The following is an 18257-nucleotide window of genomic DNA, read 5'->3' on the forward strand; positions in this document are numbered from 1 at the left end:
GGAGCCTGACTCATGTTTTCCGATGCACGTCTGACCAACCTGATCGCCAATACGCTGGCTTTGCTAGCGGTATCGGCATTGGTGATCAGTGTTGTGGTTTGGGCTGTGCGTCGTCCGTACTTCAATATCGAACGCATTCAGATCGAGTCCTCGCAAGGCGAACGTCTGGCCTATGTGACTCCTGAAGGGGTGAAAGCCACGATTGCCGGTCGCCTGCAAGGCAACTTCTTCACAGTAGATCTGGACAAGTCCCGCGCTCTGATTGAAACGGCTCCTTGGGTACGTCGCGCGCAGATCCGCCGCGTTTGGCCCAATAGCTTGTCGGTACGGATTGAAGAACAGCAGCCGCTGGCCTATTGGAACGAAGACGAAATGATCAACACCTGGGGTGAATCATTTTCGGCCAATAAAGCCGTGGTGCCTGATGATGTGGATTTACCCCAGCTAAGCGGTCCTCCGAATTCGGAGCGTCTGGTGGTGCAACGGTATGCCGAGTTGGCACGCTGGTTTGGGCCGCTGGATGTACAGGTCAGTGAAGTGACGCTGAGCCCGCGCTACGCCTGGGATGTAGTGTTGTCCAACGGCATGCAGCTAAGCCTGGGGCGTGACCCGGCTGCTGATATTGCCGACCCGCACGGTCGTAAAGGTGCATTGCCCTTTGCGGTACGTGTTGAACGATTTGTGCAGGCTTGGCCTGCCTTGATGCAACGGCTTGGCGACCGTGCTTTGCAAAGTGCCGACTTACGTTACCCGAATGGCTTTGCGATAACGCTGGCTCCGGTTTCATCTACCCCTGTGAAGTAAAGAACATATGACTCGTGACATCAAAGACCTGATCGTTGCATTGGACATCGGCACCAGCAAAGTGGTTGCGGTGGTGGCCGAAGTGCTGCCGGAAGGCCGGTTTGAAGTGCTTGGTCTGGGACAGCATGAATCCCAGGGCATGCGCAAAGGGGTGGTCGTCAATATCGAGACGACAGTCAATTCTATCCAGCGCGCTTTGGAAGAGGCGGAGTTGATGGCCGATTGCAAGATCCGTGAGGTCTACACCGGAATTGCAGGCAGCCACATCACCAGCTTTAACTCCAGCGGCATGGTGGCGGTCAAAGACAAGGAAGTCACGGCGACCGATGTGGCACGCGTGATTGAAACGGCCAAGGCCGTGAATATCCCCACCGACCAGCAAGTGCTGCACGTGCTCACGCAGGAGTTCATCGTGGATTCGCAAGAAGATATTCGCGAACCCATAGGCATGAGCGGTCTGCGTCTGGAAGTGCGGGTACACATTGTGACCGGTGCCGTCAGCGCAGCGCAGAACATCGTCAAGTGTGTGCGTCGTTGTGGTCTGGAAGTACAGGACCTGATTTTGCAGCCTTTGGCCTCCAGCCTGTCTTGCCTGACGGCGGACGAGAAAGAGCTGGGCGTGGTGCTGGTAGACATTGGTGGCGGTACAACCGATATCGCCATCTACACCGGCGGTGCGATTCGTCATACCGACGTGATCCCGATCGCGGGCGACCAGATCACCAGCGACATTGCCGCCATGTTGCGCACCCCTACGCCGGATGCGGAAGAGATCAAGCTGCGTTTTGGTGTGGCCAAGCAATCGCTGGCCCATCCGGAAGAAATGATTGAAGTGCCCGGTCTGGGTGATCGTCCCAACCGCCAGGTCAAGCGCCAGGCCCTGGGTGCCGTGATCGAGCCGCGTGTGGAGGAGTTGTTCACCTTTGTGCAGCAAAGCCTGCGCGAATCGGGCTACGAAGACTTGCTGTCCTCGGGCGTGGTGCTGACTGGTGGTACGGCCATGTTGCCGGGCATCGTGGAGCTGGCCGAGGACGTGTTCCTGAAACCTGTGCGTATTGCTGTGCCCAGCTATGAAGGTAGCTTGGCTGATGTCATGCGCAACCCCCGTTTTTCGACGGTGATGGGTCTGTTGACCGAAGCTCGCCTGCAAAGCGCTCGTGGCCGCAAAGTGGCCCAGCAAAAAGGCAGTGTGAAAGGGCTGATGGCACGCATGAAGGAATGGTTCATGAATTAAGGGCGTTGCAAGACGCTCAGGTCGGGCAGCCTGAAAGGGCTGTCCAGGAGGCAGTTCAAATCGGGTGCGAACCCTTTGGTTGGCAGATGTTTTGAGCTGATTCCAAATTTCAGTTGTATCGGGGAAGTACGTAGAAACTTGACTAATTAAGTGTTTGAGTGGGAGTCAATCATGATGAACTTTGAAATGTTAGATACCAGCGGTAGCGGCACGGTCATCAAGGTCGTGGGCGTGGGCGGCGCAGGCGGTAACGCTGTGACGCATATGATCAACTCTGGTGTTCAGGGCGTTGATTTCATTTGCGCCAATACCGACTCGCAGGCGCTGGCCAGTAGCGAGGCACCTATTCAGATTCGTCTGGGCCGCAGCGGCTTGGGCGCCGGTGCCAAGCCTGATCAAGGTCGTGCAGCAGCGGAAACCGCTCGCGAAGAAATTCGCGCAGCATTGAACGGCGCCCATATGGTGTTTATTACAGCCGGTATGGGCGGTGGCACCGGTACGGGTGCCAGCCCCGTTGTGGCCGAAGTGGCCAAGGAATTGGGCATTTTGACCGTGGGTGTCGTCACCAAACCTTTCTCCTTTGAAGGCAATCGCCGTCTGCGCATGGCCGAGGAAGGGATCGAGGAACTGAGCAAGCACGTTCACTCCCTGATCGTTGTATTGAATGAAAACCTGTACGACTTGATGGATGAGGACGCAACACAGTCCGATTGCTTCAAGGCAGCTGACGATGTCTTGCACAATGCCTGCGCCGGTATTGCCGAGATCATCAATGTTGAAGGTAACGTGAACGTCGACTTCGAAGACGTGAAAACCATCATGGGCGAGCAAGGCCAGGCCATGATGGGAACCGCTGTGGCTTCCGGCTCGAACCGCGCTCGTGAAGCGGCTGAGCGCGCCATCGCTTGCCCATTGCTGGAAGGTGTGGACCTGCACGGTGCCCGCGGCATGCTGGTGAACATCACCTCCTCGTCGTCCCTGAAGATGCGCGAAACGCGCGAAATCATGGACACCATCCGTGGCTACGCAGCAGAAGATGCAACCGTTATCTTCGGTACGGCTTACGATGAGTCCATGGGCGACAGCCTGCGTGTGACTGTTGTTGCTACTGGCCTGGGTCGCAAGCAAGCGCGCCCACAGTTGGTACAAAACAACGAAGAAGTGTTACGTACAGGTACGGACAACATGCCTGTCATCGGTGCGGATTACGCCAACGCCGACGTGCCTGCCGTCATCCGCAATCCACGCAGCCAGGCTTCGGCCCAGGTGCGTGCGCTGGAGACTGCTGGCATGGATCACTTCGACATTCCGGCGTTCTTGCGCAAGCAGGCTGATTAAAAATCAGGTTCGGCGATTACCCGAGTCGCCAATTTGATTTCTCCCACGACTCCCCCTGGGCGTTCGCGCTCAGGGGGCGTAAGTGCTTTGTTGTGTCGGGGTGTTTGACGCTTGACAATTGCTTATGTTTTTAGAAAGCGTATAGTGGATAACCCGTATTACGGTTACAATAGTCTTTGCGAACAACACTTTACAAATACAAGAACAGCCATGCTTCGTCAGCGCACCATCAAGAATGTCATCAGTACCAAAGGAGTCGGCTTGCACTCTGGCCGTCGTGTCGAACTGACACTGCGCCCTGCTGCGCCTGACACGGGTATTGTGTTTCACCGTATCGATCTGCCCGAAATCGTGGATTTGCCCGCACAGGCAGACAAGGTCGGTGGTACGCGTATGGCTTCGGTGCTGATCAAGGATAATGTTCGGGTTTCAACCGTCGAGCATTTGATGTCGGCCATCGCTGGCCTGGGCATTGATAATCTGCACGTGGACCTGACGGCTGAAGAAGTGCCCATCATGGATGGCAGCGCCGGCACATTTGTGTATTTGTTGCGTTCGGCGGGCTTGCAGGAGCAAGAAGCCGCCAAGAAGTTTTTGCGTGTCCTCAAACCCATCGAAGTCTCTGAAGGCGAGGGGAAGGACATCAAGTGGGCCCGTCTGGAGCCCTACGAAGGCTTTGCCCTTCAGTTTTCTATCGATTTTCACCACCCGGCCATTGATGCAACGGCCAATTTTGCCGAGGTGGATTTTGCGCATGACTCGTACGTGAAGACTATTTCACGTGCGCGCACCTTCGGGTTCGCCAGCGAAGTGGAAGCTTTGCGTGCGGCCGGTCTGGCCCGTGGCGGCAGTTTGGATAATGCCATCGTCATGGACGAGTACCGTGTCCTGAACAGCGACGGTCTGCGTTACGAGGACGAGTTCGTCAAGCACAAGATTCTGGATGCTATTGGTGACTTGTACCTGATTGGCCACCCCCTGATTGCACGCTATGTGGCGTGCAAATCCGGCCATGGTTTGAATAACCAGCTGGCGCGTGCCTTGCTGGCCGCCCAGGATAGCTGGGAACTGGTGACTTTCGAGTCGGCTGCCAGTGCACCCCACGCTTTTTCCAGCGAGTGGAAATTCGCTTGATATTTGTTTAGGGTCCCGCTCCTGGTGCTTTGCTTAGCCGCGATGATGACGCAACAAGCGTTCGATGGCTTGCGCCAAGGGACCTTGCGGCAATGAGTCATGCAGCTTTTCAAATGATTCCAAGGCCCGTTCGTCCAGGACTTGTACCTGGCGCGCGGGCTTTTCTGTCACAGCTGCAAACAAATGGGCTTGCACGTGCACCAGCGCCTCGCTAATGTTCCAGCCAGCGGCATTCATCTGCCGTGTGACAGTGGGCAACAGCTGACGCAGCTTGGCCGCATGTGCGGCGCTGGGAACTGCCAGCGTCAATTGCTGTCTGTCTATACGGGCTACTTTACAAGCCTTGCCCAAAGCAGGTGGCAAGGCTTTGCTTACATGGGTCTGCGCCGCCATCAGCTGCCGGGCCATTTCCAGTACCTGGGAACCTTGCTGGTCGCTGGCCAGCCAACCCAAAGCGTGGCTTTGCCCGCTACTGCGTTTTGGCGCGGATGAGGAAAAAGGGGGCTTCCAGGTCATGTTCGAGGTTATACGATAGTGGATCAACATAAAGACTATACGTCCTTAGATGCCAAAGCCAAAGGGGTGCGCCGTACGGTGATCGCCCTGGTGGCTCTGGTATCGCTGGGCGTTTCCGCAGCGGCGGGAGCTCTGGTGCAGTCGCACTGGGGTGAACGCGGTGGCGTGTCGCTGGACGCGGATATGGCCCAGAGCCAGGCCGCTGCCATGCAGGACAACGTGACCCGCCTGGCCGAAAAAGTCGGCGGTTTGCAGGCCAAACTGATCGAGATGGACGGTGTCAGCAAGCGCGTGGCCAAGGCGGCCGGCATTGAGTACACCGATCCGGAGCTGGCCGGTGCCATGCCCGTGCAGGATCTGGCCGTCATGGACAGCATGGATGGAGCCGATCTGGTCTGGAACGCCGACCGTCTGGGCGAGCAGCTGGATAATCTGGCCAAACAGATGTCCGAGCAACAGGACTGGTTTCAGATGCTGGATTCCGTGCTGACCGAGCGTACCGGCAACGAAGCCCGTCTGCCCAATTACCGTCCGGTGGATTATGACGAGGTAGCTTCTTCCTTTGGCTGGCGTCGTCACCCGATTTCGGGCCGTCATGCCTTGCACGAAGGCCTGGACTTTCCAGCACCCAAGGGGACGCCTATCTATGCCGCATCCGGTGGGGTGGTATCGGAAGCCCGCTATATGACCGGCTACGGCAAGCTGGTGGAAATCAATCATGGCAATGGCATGAGCACGCGATACGCCCATGCGTCATCAATCGTTGTTAAATTAGGCGACGTAGTAGAAAAAGGGCAGTTGATCGCCCGTGTCGGATCTACCGGGCAGTCCACAGGTTCGCACCTGCACTTTGAAGTGCGCATGGCCGGACATGCTCTGGATCCCAAGCTTTTTCTGCCGGCGCGTGAGTATGTAGAACAGCAGATCGCGCAATTGGATTCGGACAAGTAGTTCCGTCTTGCAGCATGTGCGTTAAACTGATTGTTTGCTTGCGCATCCCTTTTAACCAGAGATAGGCTCGAGGCACAGATTCAAGCCCTTGCGGCCTCGCCTACATTGACGACACAAGAATGGTTTCATTGCTGAAAAAGCTTATTGGCAGTCGTAACGACCGACTGCTCAAACAGTACCGTAAGCAGGTCGCCCAGATTAATGCTCTTGAGCCTACTATTCAGGGCCTGAGCGACGAGGCCTTGGCAGCCAAGACGCAGGAGCTGCGCCAACGTGTTCAGGATGGCGCCTCGCTTAACTCGCTCCTGCCCGAGGCTTTTGCTGTAGTACGCGAGGCGGGTGTCCGTGTATTTGGCATGCGCCACTTTGACGTGCAGATGCTCGGTGCCATTGCCTTGCACAACGGCAAGATTTCCGAAATGCGTACGGGTGAGGGTAAAACCCTGACCGCGACTTTGGCCGTGTACCTGAATGCACTGTCCGGCAAAGGCGTGCACGTGGTGACCGTCAATGATTACCTGGCTCGACGCGATGCGAACTGGATGGGGCGTCTGTACAACTTCCTGGGTCTGAGCGTGGGCGTCGTAGTTCCCCAGCAAGACAATGCCGAGAAGATTGCTGCCTACCAGGCTGACATTACCTACGGTACCAACAACGAATTTGGTTTTGACTACCTGCGCGACAATATGGAATACCGCGCCGAGGATCGCCGCCAGCGCGGTTTGTCCTACGCGATTGTCGACGAAGTTGACTCCATCCTGATCGACGAAGCCCGTACACCGCTGATCATCTCCGGCCAGGCCGAAGACAATACCGAGCTGTACGTGCGCATGAACGTGGTTCCGCCCATGCTGACCCGCATGACGCAAGAGCCTCGTCCACACGAGCCCGAGCCCGAAGGCGACTTCTGGGTCGATGAAAAGGGCCAGCAGGTTCATATTTCCGAAGCCGGTCACGAACGTGCCGAGCAGATCCTGACCGAAATCGGTTTGCTTCCCGAAGGCGAGTCGCTGTACGAACCGCGCCACATTTCCCTGATGCACCACCTGATGGTCGCTCTGCGCGCCCACAACCTGTTCTTCCGCGACCAGCAATACGTGGTCCAGGACGGCGAAGTGGTGATTGTGGACGAATTTACCGGCCGTTTGATGGCTGGTCGCCGCTGGTCGGATGGCTTGCACCAGGCTGTGGAAGCCAAGGAAGGCGTTCGCATCCAGAACGAAAACCAGACGCTGGCTTCGATTACTTTCCAGAACTACTTCCGTATGTACGACAAGCTGTCGGGCATGACGGGTACGGCCGATACCGAAGCCTATGAGTTCCAGGAAATCTATAGTCTTGAAACCGTCATCATTCCACCGAATCGTCCGCTGGCCCGCAAGGATCAGAACGACCAGGTCTTCAAAACCGATGACGAGAAGTTCAATGCCATTCTGAAAGACATTCAGGACTGCCACGAGCGTGGTCAGCCTGTACTGGTAGGTACCACCAGCATTGAAAACTCCGAGCTGATTTCCACACGCTTGAATGCCGCTGGCGTCAAGCACGAGGTGCTGAACGCCAAGCAACACGCCCGTGAAGCCGACATCGTGGCTGAAGCTGGTATGCCCGGTCACGTGACCATCGCCACCAATATGGCCGGTCGTGGTACGGACATTGTCTTGGGTGGCAGCATCGAACGTGCAATTTCTCAGGTGCGTGAAGACGAGTCCCTGAGTGCCGAGCAGAAAGAAGCCAAGATCCAGGCTATTCGTGCTGCTTGGGAACCGCTGAACCAGCAGGTCAAACAGGCTGGTGGTTTGCGCATTATTGGTACCGAGCGTCACGAATCCCGCCGTATCGACAACCAGCTGCGTGGTCGTGCTGGTCGTCAGGGTGACCCAGGTTCCTCGCGTTTCTACCTGTCGCTGGAAGATTCGCTGATGCGCATCTTCGCCGGTGATCGTGTGCGCGCTATCATGGAGCGTCTGCGTTTGCCGGAAGGCGAGCCTATCGAAGCCCGCATGGTGACTCGTTCCATCGAATCCGCTCAGCGCAAGGTCGAGGCCCGCAACTTCGATATTCGTAAACAGTTGCTGCAGTATGACGACGTGGCCAACGATCAGCGCAAGGTGATCTACGCCCAGCGTAATGAAGTGCTGGAGTCGGCTGATATTTCCGACACCATCAGCAGCCTGCGCGAAGCCGCCGTCAGCCGTCTGTTCCGTGAATACGTGCCGCAAGACACCATGGAAGAGCAATGGGATATTCCCGGCTTGACCACCGCTTTGCAAAGCACCTTCCAGATTGAGCTGCCTTTGGCTGAAATGCTGGAGAAAGAATCCAATCTGACCGACGATGACTTGCATGATCGCGTTATCGAAGAATCCCAGCGTCTGCTGCAAGCCAAGATTGATCTGGTGGGGCAGCCTAACTGGGGCAACTTCGAGCGCTCCGTGCTCTTGCAGTCCATTGATACGCAATGGCGTGGCCATTTGCAGGCCCTGGATCACCTGCGTCAGGGGATTCATCTGCGCGGTTATGCCCAGAAAGACCCCAAACAGGAATACAAGCGTGAAGCTTTCGAGCTGTTCTCCGACATGCTGGACCGTGTGCGTGATGAAGTGGTCAAAGTGCTGATGACCGTGCGTATTCAGACTCCGGAGCAGGTCGAGGAAGCCGCGGTTGAGGTTCCTGCCAATTCCAATGTCCGTTTCCATCATTCGGATTACGATGCTGCCTTGAGCGGTGAAGATCCCGGTCTGGACGAAGCGGCCAAGGGCGAAGTGCCACGCGTAGGCCGTAACGATCCTTGCCCATGCGGCAGCGGCAAGAAATACAAGCAGTGCCATGGGCGCTTGAACTGATTCTGACTCAAGCTGCCCAGCCTGCAGGCTGCGAGATCAAACCCCATGAGCCCCTGGCGCATGGGGTTTTTTCTTGGATGCCAGTTTTGTTGCTGCGAACTGATCTGTGAATGGTTATATCCCGCTCATGCAGTGCCGTTTTTCCCTGTAAGCTACAGGACGCAGCTTGGTGCTACCGGCTGCAGCTGATCGTTTCTTCTGTGTGTTTTTCTATGACAACATCTCCCTTATTGCATCGTGTTGCCCTGATCGGGGCGGGCGAAGTCGCGCATTTTTATGGTGCTGCCTTGAAGTCGGCTGGTGTGCAGGTGCCGTTTATCCTGGTGCGCCGGGAAAGTGCCGCAGCCGGCGAACTGGCGCAGCAATTGGGAGCGAAACTGTGTTTGCAGGCGGATACGGATTGGCGGAGTCTTGACGGCGTGTTGTCGGCAGTGACGGGAACACAGGCAGACATAGTGGCCAAGGCCGTCATGCCGCATTTGTCTGTGGGAACGCTGTACATGGACTTGTGTACGGCCGAGCCCCAGGACATGGAGAGCATGGACGCTTTGGCGCGACAGCATGGAATCGAGCTGGCTGACCTGGCGATTATGGGCTCTGTGCCCTCTACAGGCGCTCAGACGGCTTTGTTGGCGGCAGGGCAAGGGGCAGGCAGGGCTGCGGCGTTTTGGCAGGCTCAGGGCGCTTCTGTGCGTATCTTGCCGGGACAGGCGGGGGATGCAATGCGCTTGAAGCTGCTGCGCAGTTTGATGACCAAGGGGCTGGAGGCCTTGGGAATTGAAAATTTGATGCTGGCCGAGCGCATGGGTTTGCGGGCCGAGCTGTATGAAGTCCTGGAGGATTTGAATCAGCGGGGCTTGCAGGACTTCATGGAGTCCTGCCTGCGCAGCCATCTGGTGCACGGCGTGCGCCGCCGTGACGAGGTTCTGCAAGTGCGTCGTCAGCTGGAGTTGGCAGGCATTGCGCCGCGAGTGACCAATGGCGTACTGGATTTTTTTGAGCACACGGCGCAGACCGAGTCTTTGCAAAGAGCTCAGGCCGTGGGGACACAGGAAAGTCTGGAGGTGTTCTTGGAAGAGGCCCGACAGTCGTCCTCACGCTCTTAGTTGTTCGGAAGGACAGTTTGTTGCTCGCGTTTGAGTCTGAGGTAACTTTTTTGGGGGGCTATCAAGTTTTTCCCTTCGGGAAAGGGTAAAGAGCTTGTGCTTAATAAGATGAAGCACACATACTGAAATTCAACGTTCAGCAGTCCGATATTTAGATGTTCCAGTGGCCGGATTTTCAGGCCCTCTGGGGCCAAAAGATTAAAAGAGTCGATTGATTCCCTTTGATGCAGAAATAAAAAACCGGCCAGAAGCCGGCTTTTTTTAATCATGCCTGCAGGTGATTTACAGCAAGAAAACTGTTGCCAGCCCCAGAAACAGCAAGAAACCCAGTGAGTCCGTCGCAAAGGTCAGCAATACCGAGGAGCCCACAGCAGGGTCATTGCCAAAGCGATCACGCAGAATCGGGATCATCACGCCCAGCGCCGCGCCAATCAACATATTGCCGATCATGGCGGCCATCATCACGGCAGCAATGGCGATCGAGTCGGAGATAAACCAGGCAAAGAATGCCGTTACCGCGCTGCCACAGACACCAACCAGAAAGGTCACCAGCAGTTCGCGCTTGATCAATGGCAGGACGTTGGAACCTGTGACTCGGCCGGTGGCAATGGCACGAATGATCATGGTCATGGTCTGGTTGCCGGAGTTGCCACCAATACCGGCCACAATCGACATCAGGAAAGCCAGGATCACGATGTGGCTGACGGTATCCTCAAAGCGCGAGGCAATGAAGGAAGCCGTTGCCGCTGTACAGAGGTTGATCAGCAGCCAGGGAGCCCGGTTGCGGATCGCCGTACGGATGGGCGAGAAAATATCGTCCTCTTGCAGACCGGCACGAGACAGGGCCTGTTCTTCCGAGTCCTCTTGCAGCACGTCCACTACTTCGTCAATGGTGACTCGGCCAATCAGGCGGCCAATATCGTCCACCACAGGAGCAGACACCAGGTCATAACGCTCAAAGGCCCCGGCCGCATCCGAGTCCGAATCCAGTGGATTCAGAGTCAGATAATCGGTTGACATGACAGAGGACACCAGGGTTTCAGGCTCGCTGACTAACATGCGGGTCAGGGACAGTGTGCCTTGCAGTTTATCGGCCCGGTCCACCACGAAAATCTGGTCAGTGTGGTCTGGCAGTTCCTGCAAACGACGCAGGTAACGCAGGACCACTTCCAGGGTGACATCCTCGCGCACGCGCACCATGTCAAAGTCCATGATGGCGCCCACGGTGTCTTCGGGGTAGCCCATGGCTTCGATCAACTGTGCACGCTCCTCGTCCGTCAGGCCGCGCTGCACGGCTGCCACCACATCGGGCGGCAGGTCAGGGACCAGATCGGCAATTTCGTCGGCATCCATATTGCCGGCGGCCGCGATCAGGTCCGCGGCGTCCATGGAACGAATCAGCGATTCACGTGCCCAGTCGGCTACTTCCAGCAGCACGTCGGCGTCGTGCTCGGCATCCACCAATTGCCAGATGGCCTGGCGCTCCAGCTCGGGCAAGGACTCCAGAATGAAGGCAATGTCGGCCGGGTGCAGATCGTTCAGGATGGCCTTGATCTCGCTTTCATGCTGGCGATGGATCAAGCCCTCAAGCAGGTTGGAGCGGTCGTCGTCCTCGAACTGGCGCTGGGCCAGCGATTCCACCACTTCCTGGCGCTTGAGGATGTTTTTCAGGCGATAAAGTGCCTGCTGCGCATCCTCGGGCTCCAGGCGGCGTGGCTTGGGAGTGTCACTGGGCGAAGTAGGGGGTACCAGGTTTTCCTGCATAGGCCTGCCTGTCACGAATACTTAGAGAGGGGGCAGCGGGCGGCTGCGGCGCTCGTCATCGGTAGCCACATAGGTAAGCGTGGCTTCCGTTACCTTGACCGTTTCAAGTTGCAGGCGTTTGCGTTCTGCATACACTTCCACCGAAACCGTAATGGAGGTGCGGCCTGTTTTGATGATTTCTGTGTAGAAACTGAGCAAATCACCCACAAACACGGGCTGCTTGAAGGTGAAGGCATTCACGGAAATGGTGGCAACCCGGCCTTGGGCGCGTCGTGTTGCAGGAATCGCTCCGGCAATGTCCACCTGGGACATGATCCAGCCACCAAACACGTCACCGTGAATATTGGCGTCTGTGGGCATGGGCATGACGCGCAGGGTGGGGGCTCCGTCCGGGAGCGAAGAGATGTTGCTTGAAGTAGTCACAAATACTCCCGTATTGGAAGAAAGGGTGGTGGGACAGATGCCCGTCGCGCGGAGCGCACGCCGTCAACAATAGAACCTGCCATTGTAACGGCAAGCTTTGGCCCCGCTATGAAACATTTGTTAAAGCATCAACGGTGTTGTGCCAGCCAGTCCAGAGCCAATTTGGCCCAATAGCTGGCACCAATAGGAATCAGGGCGTCGTTGAAGTCGTAGCTGCCGTTGTGCAGCATGCACGGACCCATGCCGTGGCCCTGGCTGCGGTGGTCGCCATCGCCATTGCCTAGCCAGACATAGCAGCCGGGGACTTCTTGCAACATGAAGGAGAAATCTTCGGCGCCCATTGAAGGGCGGATGTCCTGACGCAGCTTGTCGGGGCCAACCAGCTCCTTGATGACTTGTGCGCAAAAGGCCGCTTGCTCGGGATTATTGATGGTGGGAGGGTAGCGGCGGTCAAAGTCGAACTCGGCCTTGCAACCCTGGGCGGCACAGCTTTGCTCGCACAGTTCGCGCATGCGGGTCTCGACCAGGTCCAGGGCTTCGGTGGAGAAGGTGCGTACCGTGCCGCGCATGACGGCTTCGTTGGGAATAACGTTATCGGCAGAGCCGGCATGAATCTGGGTAATGCTCAGCACCACGGGTTCGAGGGGGTCCACATTGCGGCTGACAATGGTTTGCAGACTTTGCGCCAGTTGCACGGCCGCCATGATGGGGTCCACGCCCAGATGGGGCATGCCTCCATGGGCGCCTTTGCCTTCAATGCGAATTTCAAAGGTATTGCTGGAGGCCATCATGCCGCCTGGCAAAACCCCGAAGGTGCCGGCAGGCATGCCGGGCCAGTTATGCAGGCCAAAAACAGCTTGCATGGGGAACAGCGTGAACAAGCCATCCTTGATCATTTCGCGTGCGCCGCCAAAACCTTCTTCGGCAGGCTGAAAAATCAGATAGATGGTGCCCGCAAAATCACGGTGCTCGGACAGGTAGCGCGCTGCACCCAGCAGCATGGCGGTATGTCCATCGTGTCCACAGGCATGCATCTTGCCGTCGTGACGGCTTTTGTGTTCGAACTCGTTCAGCTCCTGCATGGGCAGGGCGTCCATATCGGCGCGCAGCCCCACGGATGGACCTTCGCTGCCCGTACCCTTCAGGATACCGACAACGCCTGTCACGCCCAGGCCACGATGTACCGGAATATCCCATTTCTCCAGCCAGGACGCGACTTGATCGGCCGTCCGGGTTTCCTCGAAAGCCAGTTCGGGGTAGGTGTGGAGATCGCGCCGGATAGCCGCAATTTCATGCGACCAGGCGGAAATGGGTTCAAACAGCTTCATGATGCGGGCTTGTCCTTGGGTTTGAACAATAAAGTAGAGTAGAGTTAACCATAAATAAACACGTATTAGGTGACAAGCCCTTGGATACTCAGCAAAAACCTTGGCTCGAGCATTATCCGGCCTCCGTGCCCCATGAGATTCAGTTAGGCGCCGAGCAGACCTTGATCGATTGTCTGGATGCCGCCATGAAAAAGCATAAGGACAGGACTGCGCTGACCTTTATGGGGCATGACATTTCCTATGAACATCTGGACCGCAGCGCGGATGCCTTCGCGGCCTGGTTACAGGCACAGGGTCTGGAGCGTGGCAGCCGTGTGATGTTGATGCTGCCCAATGGTTTGCCCTTCCTGATTTGCTTGCTGGGCACCATGCGGGCGGGCATGGTGGGCGTCAATACCAACCCGCAATACACCGAACGCGAACTGGAGTTCCAACTGGCCGATAGCCAGGCTCAGGTCATTGTGATTCTGGAAACCTTTGCGCATGTGCTGCAGCAAGTTCCTGACAATGTGAAGCCTGCCCACGTGGTGTTGAGTACCGTGGGTGATCTGATGGGGCTCAAGGGCAGCGTGGTGAATTTCGCCGTGCGTTATTTGAAACGCATGGTGCCGTCTTATTCTTTGCCGGGTTCGCACAGTCTGAAGGCCGTGCTGGAGCAGGGCAGCAAATTGAGCCTGAGCCGTCAGCCCGCCAAACCGGATGATTTGGCGCTGTTGCAATACACGGGCGGTACAACGGGCCGCCCTAAAGGCGCCATGTTGAGCCAGCGCAATTTGATGGCAAACGTCTTGCAGGTGGAGGCCGTGGGCTTTCCCGCTTTGGGCGACTTTAAAGGTCCGGCTTACACCATGATGGTGGCCTTGCCGCTGTATCACATCTTTGCGCTGACGGTTTGCGGTCTGTTTGCAATGTATGCAGGTATGCATATGGTGCTGGTGATGAATCCGCGCGATCTCAATTCGGTTTACAAGGCCTGGAAACGCAATCCGCCTGAAGTCGTTCCAGCGGTGAATACCTTGTTCAATGCGCTGGCGAATCACGAAAAATTCCGTACCTTGCCGTTTGCGCAGCTCAAACTGTGTCTGGCCGGTGGTGCCGCCTTGCAAAAAGCCGTGGCCGAGCGTTGGCTGGCTGTGACGGGCTGCCCTTTGATTGAAGGCTATGGTCTGTCGGAAACCTCCCCGGTGGTGGCGGTGAACTCGACGGATTCACGCGATTACAGTGGCACGATTGGATTTCCCTTGCCTTCAACCGATGTGCTCTTGCTGGATGAACAGGGGCAACCGGTTGCCATGGGCGAACAAGGCGAGCTGGCCGTCAAAGGGCCGCAGGTTATGTCGGCTTACTGGAACCAGCCGGAGGAAACCGCCAATGTCTTTACGCCTAATGGTTTCTTGAAGACAGGTGATATCGGTGTCATGGATCAGCAGGGACGTATTCGTCTAGTGGATCGCAAGAAAGACATGATTCTGGTGTCGGGCTTCAACGTTTATCCGAATGAAATTGAAGACGTGGTGGCGGCGCATCCTGATGTGCTGGAAGTGGCGGCGGTGGGGGTGCCCAGCGAGCACAGTGGTGAAAGCATCAAGCTGTTCGTGGTCAAACGTAATCCGTCCTTGACTGAAGCCGATATCAAGCAATGGTGCAAAGAGCGTCTGACGGCGTACAAGCGTCCCCGCATTATTGAGTTCCGTGATGAACTGCCCAAGAGCAATGTGGGCAAGATCTTGCGCCGCGTCCTGCGGGATGAGCAAATCAAGCCTGAAGCGCAGGCTTGATTTGGCGGGACGATTACTCAGCAAATCGCTAAACCTGGCCTGCAACCTGATCTGTATGAAAAAAGCGAGCCGTTTTAAATGGCTCGCTTTTTTATCGGGCGATGAAGATCAGAGCAGGAGGTTTGGCAACTGGCCCCGAATAAGGCGTTAAGGCTTGGGTTTGGTCGGACGCTGTGTCAGCGACGGACGCACCATGCCCAGCAACTCATCGGCAATGTGGGCATTGCCTGCGTAGACGTGACCGCTGACGGGCCAGGGCTCTTCCTGATACAGGTCCTGACACACACCCTTGGCTTCACGCACCAGCAAGGTGCCAGCGGCAACGTCCCAAGGGGCCAGACCCATTTCCCAGTAACCGTCGTAACGGCCACAAGCCACCCAGGCCAGGTCCAGTGCGGCGGCACCCATGCGGCGCACACCACGGCTGCCTGTAATGGAGGCGTTCAGGCTGGGCATGTATTGGTCGGAAAAAGAGAAGTCGCGGAAAGGAAAGCCTGTGGCCAGGACCGAGTCCGCCAGTTTTTTCGATGAGGATGTCTGAATACGGCTGCCATTCAACCAGGCGCCCACACCGTACATGGCGGTAAACAGCTCTTCGCGATTGGGGTCGTAGACCACGGCAATGACCGGGGTGTCCTGGGTCAGTACGCCGTTATCCATTTGGGTGCCGGCAGGAGCAATCAGTGCTACTGAGACGGCATAGTGGGGGATGCCGTGCAGGAAGTTGGTCGTGCCATCCAGCGGGTCGATATACCAGGTGGGACGGCCTGTATTCACGCCGCCGCTTTCCTCGGCCACGATATCAATGTCCGGGGTGCGCTCCATCAGCACACTGATGCAGGCCTGCTCGGCTTCGTGATCGGCTTGCGACACCAGATCGTTGTGCATTTTGTTGCTGATCACCAGAGAGCTACGGTCCGACGCATAGGCTTGTAAAATAGCGGCGGCGGCATGGGCTGCGGTAACAGCAGCGTCCAGGCAGGCGCTGAGCGGTAAACGTGACAATGGCATGGCAATCCGGTTTTAAAAAAGAAAAGTCTGAAGCTGAGACTTTTCATTGTACGTGTTTGTTGGTGTCAGTTTGATTAAGGCCAGTTTAAGGGGTTAGAGCGTGTGTGAGTGTTGTTATGGGCAAGAAAATTAATGGCTGCCTCTGCGTTTGAGCCCCTGGTCCCGGCTGTTCTGGAATTCAATGAGCGTGGCGTGCCTGTCAGCGCGGTGTATCAGGATAGCTATCACCCGGCAGATGGCCCTTTGGGGCAGGCACGACGGGTGTTTCTGCACGGTAATGGTCTGCCCGAGCGTTGGCGGGGGCGATCCCAATTTACGATTTGTGAAACCGGCTTTGGACTGGGGGCCAGCTTTCTGGCTACCTGGCAGGCCTGGCGTCAGGACCCGGAGCGCAGCCAGCGGCTGCATTTCGTGTCGGTTGAGGCTCATCCTTTCCGCCATTCAGATTTGGCGATTCTGTACGCCCGCTTGCCCGAGGAGTTGCAGACCCAAGCCCAGGAACTGCTGGCAGCCTGGCCCATACTGGTGCCGGGCATACACAGGCTGGAGCTGGATAGGGGACAAGTCACACTGACCTTGGCCTTTGGGCAAGCCGAAACCATGATGCGCGAGTTGCACTGCCATGCGGACGCGTTTTACCTGGATGGCTTTGCGCCCCGTGGCAATCCTTCCATGTGGTCGCGGTCGGTCCTGGGGCAACTGGTGCGTCTGGCTGCGCCGGGGGCGACAGCGGCTTCCTGGTGCTGTGCCGGGCAGGTGCGACGTGATCTGGCCTCGGTAGGTTTTGAAGTGGAAAAAGTCCCCGGTGCCGGGGGGAAGTGGTGCACCATTCGCGCTCGCTTGCGTCCCCACCTGGGACGACGCAGCAATTTGCCACCACAGCAAGGGCGGGCGGTAGTGATTGGTGCCGGTTTGGCGGGGGCGACCTGTGCCTGGGAGTTGGCCCGCAAAGGTGTGCCCGTTCTGGTTTGTGATCCGGCACTGAGCCAGGGCCTGGATGCGACGCATCAAGGTCACCGTCTGGCTGCTATCTCCCCCGTGTTCGCCCTGGATGATGCCCCCTTGGCCCGCTTGAGCCGTAATGCTGTTCTGCATGCCTGGCAGGGCTGGAAAGACTTGCCGGAAGCGGCTCGCCCGCGTCGAGTCGGAACCTTGGTGTTTGGGCAGGCGGGCAATAGTGATGCCGAAATTCAGCAGGCGCTGGAGCGTTTGGCCTTGGACCAGGATTGGGTGCAATGGCTGGATCGTGAGCAGGGCTCGGCCTTGGCTGGGGTGCCGCTGCAAGGCGGTGGCCTGTATTTTCCGCAAGGCATGGTAGTGAATCCCGGTGCACTGGTGGCTCATCTGCTGGATCACCCCTTGATTCAATGTCTGCCAGAGCAGGTGTCCTTGCGAGCCGGCCAGGAGCCGGGGGTGTGGGATATCTGCAATCAGCAGGGGGAGCGCCTGGAAAGCAGCAATCGTGTAGTGATAGCCGCGGCAGCCCAAAGCCTGAGTTTGCTGCCCGACGAGTTCTTGGCCCAGCATCCTCTACCACGGTTGGCGGCCATGCAACGTCTGGCCGGGCAGGTGACATACTTGCCTGCCGACCAGGCTTTGACTCGTGGTGAAGTGACTTTAAGTGGTCAGGGCTATATCCTGCCTGTAGACCCGCAGGGGCAAGTTATCGGCAGCACCTACGAACGTTTTGGTGAATCTGCCCAGGTCAGCCGCCAGGGCCATCAGCAAAATATAGAAAAAGTTTCTGTCATGCTGGCCAATCCCGCTGTGACGGTGGCAACACCTGCACAAGGATGGGCCGGTTGGCGCTGTGCTTTAAGTGATCATTTGCCCGTGATGGGTTTTGTGCCGGGCCTGCCCGGTTTGTTTATGGCTGCGGCTTACGGCTCACGTGGTTTGAGTTGGAGCCTGCTGGCAGCCAGTTTGTTTGCCGCTTATTGTCTGGAGGAACCCATTCCTTTGGAGCGGCGTTTGGAGCAAGCCTTAATACCTCGCTAAGGCCCTTTTTTCGAATTATTTCGGCG

14 protein-coding genes are annotated in these 18257 nt (G+C 57.1%); 9 read left to right on the forward strand and 5 right to left on the reverse strand.

The genetic code is table 11. The annotated features are described in order from the left end of the window. The first annotated feature begins 12 nt into the window (after positions 1-12). The 4 genes from ACU6HM_RS09680 to lpxC all read left to right on the forward strand — a co-directional run bounded on the left by ACU6HM_RS09680 (position 13) and on the right by lpxC (position 4510). Positions 13-804, forward strand: coding sequence for a cell division protein FtsQ/DivIB (locus tag ACU6HM_RS09680; protein WP_009455041.1), 792 nt, complete (start codon positions 13-15; stop codon positions 802-804). Positions 805-811: 7 nt separating this feature from the next. Then, complete coding sequence (gene ftsA / locus ACU6HM_RS09685) at positions 812-2038, forward strand: cell division protein FtsA (RefSeq protein ID WP_009455039.1); 1227 nt, start codon at positions 812-814, stop codon at positions 2036-2038. A 171-nt stretch (positions 2039-2209) separates the two neighbouring features. Then, positions 2210-3376, forward strand: a complete 1167-nt coding sequence (ftsZ, locus tag ACU6HM_RS09690; protein WP_022983455.1) for a cell division protein FtsZ — start codon at positions 2210-2212, stop codon at positions 3374-3376. Between the two features lie 210 nt (positions 3377-3586). Further along, on the forward strand, positions 3587-4510 hold the full coding sequence (lpxC, locus tag ACU6HM_RS09695; RefSeq protein ID WP_022983456.1) for a UDP-3-O-acyl-N-acetylglucosamine deacetylase: 924 nt from the start codon (positions 3587-3589) through the stop codon (positions 4508-4510). A 33-nt stretch (positions 4511-4543) separates the two neighbouring features. On the opposite strand, the gene ACU6HM_RS09700 is transcribed toward lpxC, so the two are convergent. After that, the gene (locus ACU6HM_RS09700; protein WP_115634326.1) at positions 4544-5026 is read right to left on the reverse strand and encodes a DciA family protein; all 483 of its coding nucleotides are present in this window, start codon (positions 5024-5026) and stop codon (positions 4544-4546) included. 18 nt (positions 5027-5044) lie between these two features. On the opposite strand from ACU6HM_RS09700, the gene ACU6HM_RS09705 reads away from it, so the two are divergent. From ACU6HM_RS09705 to ACU6HM_RS09715, 3 genes are all read left to right on the forward strand, one after another. Further along, positions 5045-5977, forward strand: a complete 933-nt coding sequence (locus tag ACU6HM_RS09705; protein WP_009455033.1) for a M23 family metallopeptidase — start codon at positions 5045-5047, stop codon at positions 5975-5977. Positions 5978-6096: 119 nt separating this feature from the next. Beyond that, positions 6097-8823, forward strand: a complete 2727-nt coding sequence (secA, locus tag ACU6HM_RS09710) for a preprotein translocase subunit SecA (protein ID WP_009455031.1) — start codon at positions 6097-6099, stop codon at positions 8821-8823. 212 nt (positions 8824-9035) lie between these two features. Next, positions 9036-9929, forward strand: coding sequence for a DUF1932 domain-containing protein (locus ACU6HM_RS09715; protein ID WP_022983459.1), 894 nt, complete (start codon positions 9036-9038; stop codon positions 9927-9929). Between the two features lie 282 nt (positions 9930-10211). On the opposite strand, the gene mgtE is transcribed toward ACU6HM_RS09715, so the two are convergent. The 3 genes from mgtE to ACU6HM_RS09730 form a co-directional block, all read right to left on the reverse strand. After that, positions 10212-11693 carry a magnesium transporter gene (mgtE, locus tag ACU6HM_RS09720; protein ID WP_009455029.1) on the reverse strand — a complete coding sequence of 494 codons (1482 nt, stop codon included), beginning with the start codon at positions 11691-11693 and terminating at the stop codon, positions 10212-10214. Positions 11694-11714: 21 nt separating this feature from the next. After that, on the reverse strand, positions 11715-12059 hold the full coding sequence (locus ACU6HM_RS09725) for an acyl-CoA thioesterase (protein ID WP_003803527.1): 345 nt from the start codon (positions 12057-12059) through the stop codon (positions 11715-11717). A gap of 185 nt (positions 12060-12244) precedes the next feature. After that, positions 12245-13444: a M20 aminoacylase family protein gene (locus ACU6HM_RS09730; protein WP_446763722.1), complete on the reverse strand. Its 1200-nt coding sequence runs from the start codon at positions 13442-13444 to the stop codon at positions 12245-12247. Between the two features lie 80 nt (positions 13445-13524). Here ACU6HM_RS09730 and ACU6HM_RS09735 point away from each other — a divergent pair, with 80 nt between their 5' ends. Continuing rightward, the gene (locus ACU6HM_RS09735) at positions 13525-15222 is read left to right on the forward strand and encodes an AMP-binding protein (RefSeq protein WP_415708993.1); all 1698 of its coding nucleotides are present in this window, start codon (positions 13525-13527) and stop codon (positions 15220-15222) included. A 147-nt stretch (positions 15223-15369) separates the two neighbouring features. Here ACU6HM_RS09735 and ACU6HM_RS09740 read toward each other — a convergent pair whose 3' ends face one another. Then, positions 15370-16233 (reverse strand): inositol monophosphatase family protein, encoded by an 864-nt coding sequence (locus tag ACU6HM_RS09740; RefSeq protein WP_009455018.1) that lies wholly within the window; start codon positions 16231-16233, stop codon positions 15370-15372. A gap of 132 nt (positions 16234-16365) precedes the next feature. On the opposite strand from ACU6HM_RS09740, the gene mnmC reads away from it, so the two are divergent. Continuing rightward, complete coding sequence (mnmC, locus tag ACU6HM_RS09745; RefSeq protein ID WP_022983461.1) at positions 16366-18231, forward strand: FAD-dependent 5-carboxymethylaminomethyl-2-thiouridine(34) oxidoreductase MnmC; 1866 nt, start codon at positions 16366-16368, stop codon at positions 18229-18231. Positions 18232-18257 lie beyond the last annotated feature (26 nt).

Source organism: Alcaligenes sp. RM2 (assembly GCF_052931795.1).

What these genes read in the sequence shown, in the direction of transcription:
- ACU6HM_RS09680 (WP_009455041.1), top strand. Translation starts at nt 13, where the DNA reads ATGTTTTCCGATGCACGTCTGACCAACCTGATCGCCAATACGCTGGCT.
- ftsA (WP_009455039.1), top strand. Translation starts at nt 812, where the DNA reads ATGACTCGTGACATCAAAGACCTGATCGTTGCATTGGACATCGGCACC.
- ftsZ (WP_022983455.1), top strand. Translation starts at nt 2,210, where the DNA reads ATGATGAACTTTGAAATGTTAGATACCAGCGGTAGCGGCACGGTCATC.
- lpxC (WP_022983456.1), top strand. Translation starts at nt 3,587, where the DNA reads ATGCTTCGTCAGCGCACCATCAAGAATGTCATCAGTACCAAAGGAGTC.
- ACU6HM_RS09700 (WP_115634326.1), bottom strand. Translation starts at nt 5,026, where the DNA reads ATGACCTGGAAGCCCCCTTTTTCCTCATCCGCGCCAAAACGCAGTAGC.
- secA (WP_009455031.1), top strand. Translation starts at nt 6,097, where the DNA reads ATGGTTTCATTGCTGAAAAAGCTTATTGGCAGTCGTAACGACCGACTG.
- ACU6HM_RS09715 (WP_022983459.1), top strand. Translation starts at nt 9,036, where the DNA reads ATGACAACATCTCCCTTATTGCATCGTGTTGCCCTGATCGGGGCGGGC.
- mgtE (WP_009455029.1), bottom strand. Translation starts at nt 11,693, where the DNA reads ATGCAGGAAAACCTGGTACCCCCTACTTCGCCCAGTGACACTCCCAAG.
- ACU6HM_RS09725 (WP_003803527.1), bottom strand. Translation starts at nt 12,059, where the DNA reads ATGCCCATGCCCACAGACGCCAATATTCACGGTGACGTGTTTGGTGGC.
- ACU6HM_RS09730 (WP_446763722.1), bottom strand. Translation starts at nt 13,444, where the DNA reads ATGAAGCTGTTTGAACCCATTTCCGCCTGGTCGCATGAAATTGCGGCT.
- ACU6HM_RS09740 (WP_009455018.1), bottom strand. Translation starts at nt 16,233, where the DNA reads ATGCCATTGTCACGTTTACCGCTCAGCGCCTGCCTGGACGCTGCTGTT.
- mnmC (WP_022983461.1), top strand. Translation starts at nt 16,366, where the DNA reads ATGGCTGCCTCTGCGTTTGAGCCCCTGGTCCCGGCTGTTCTGGAATTC.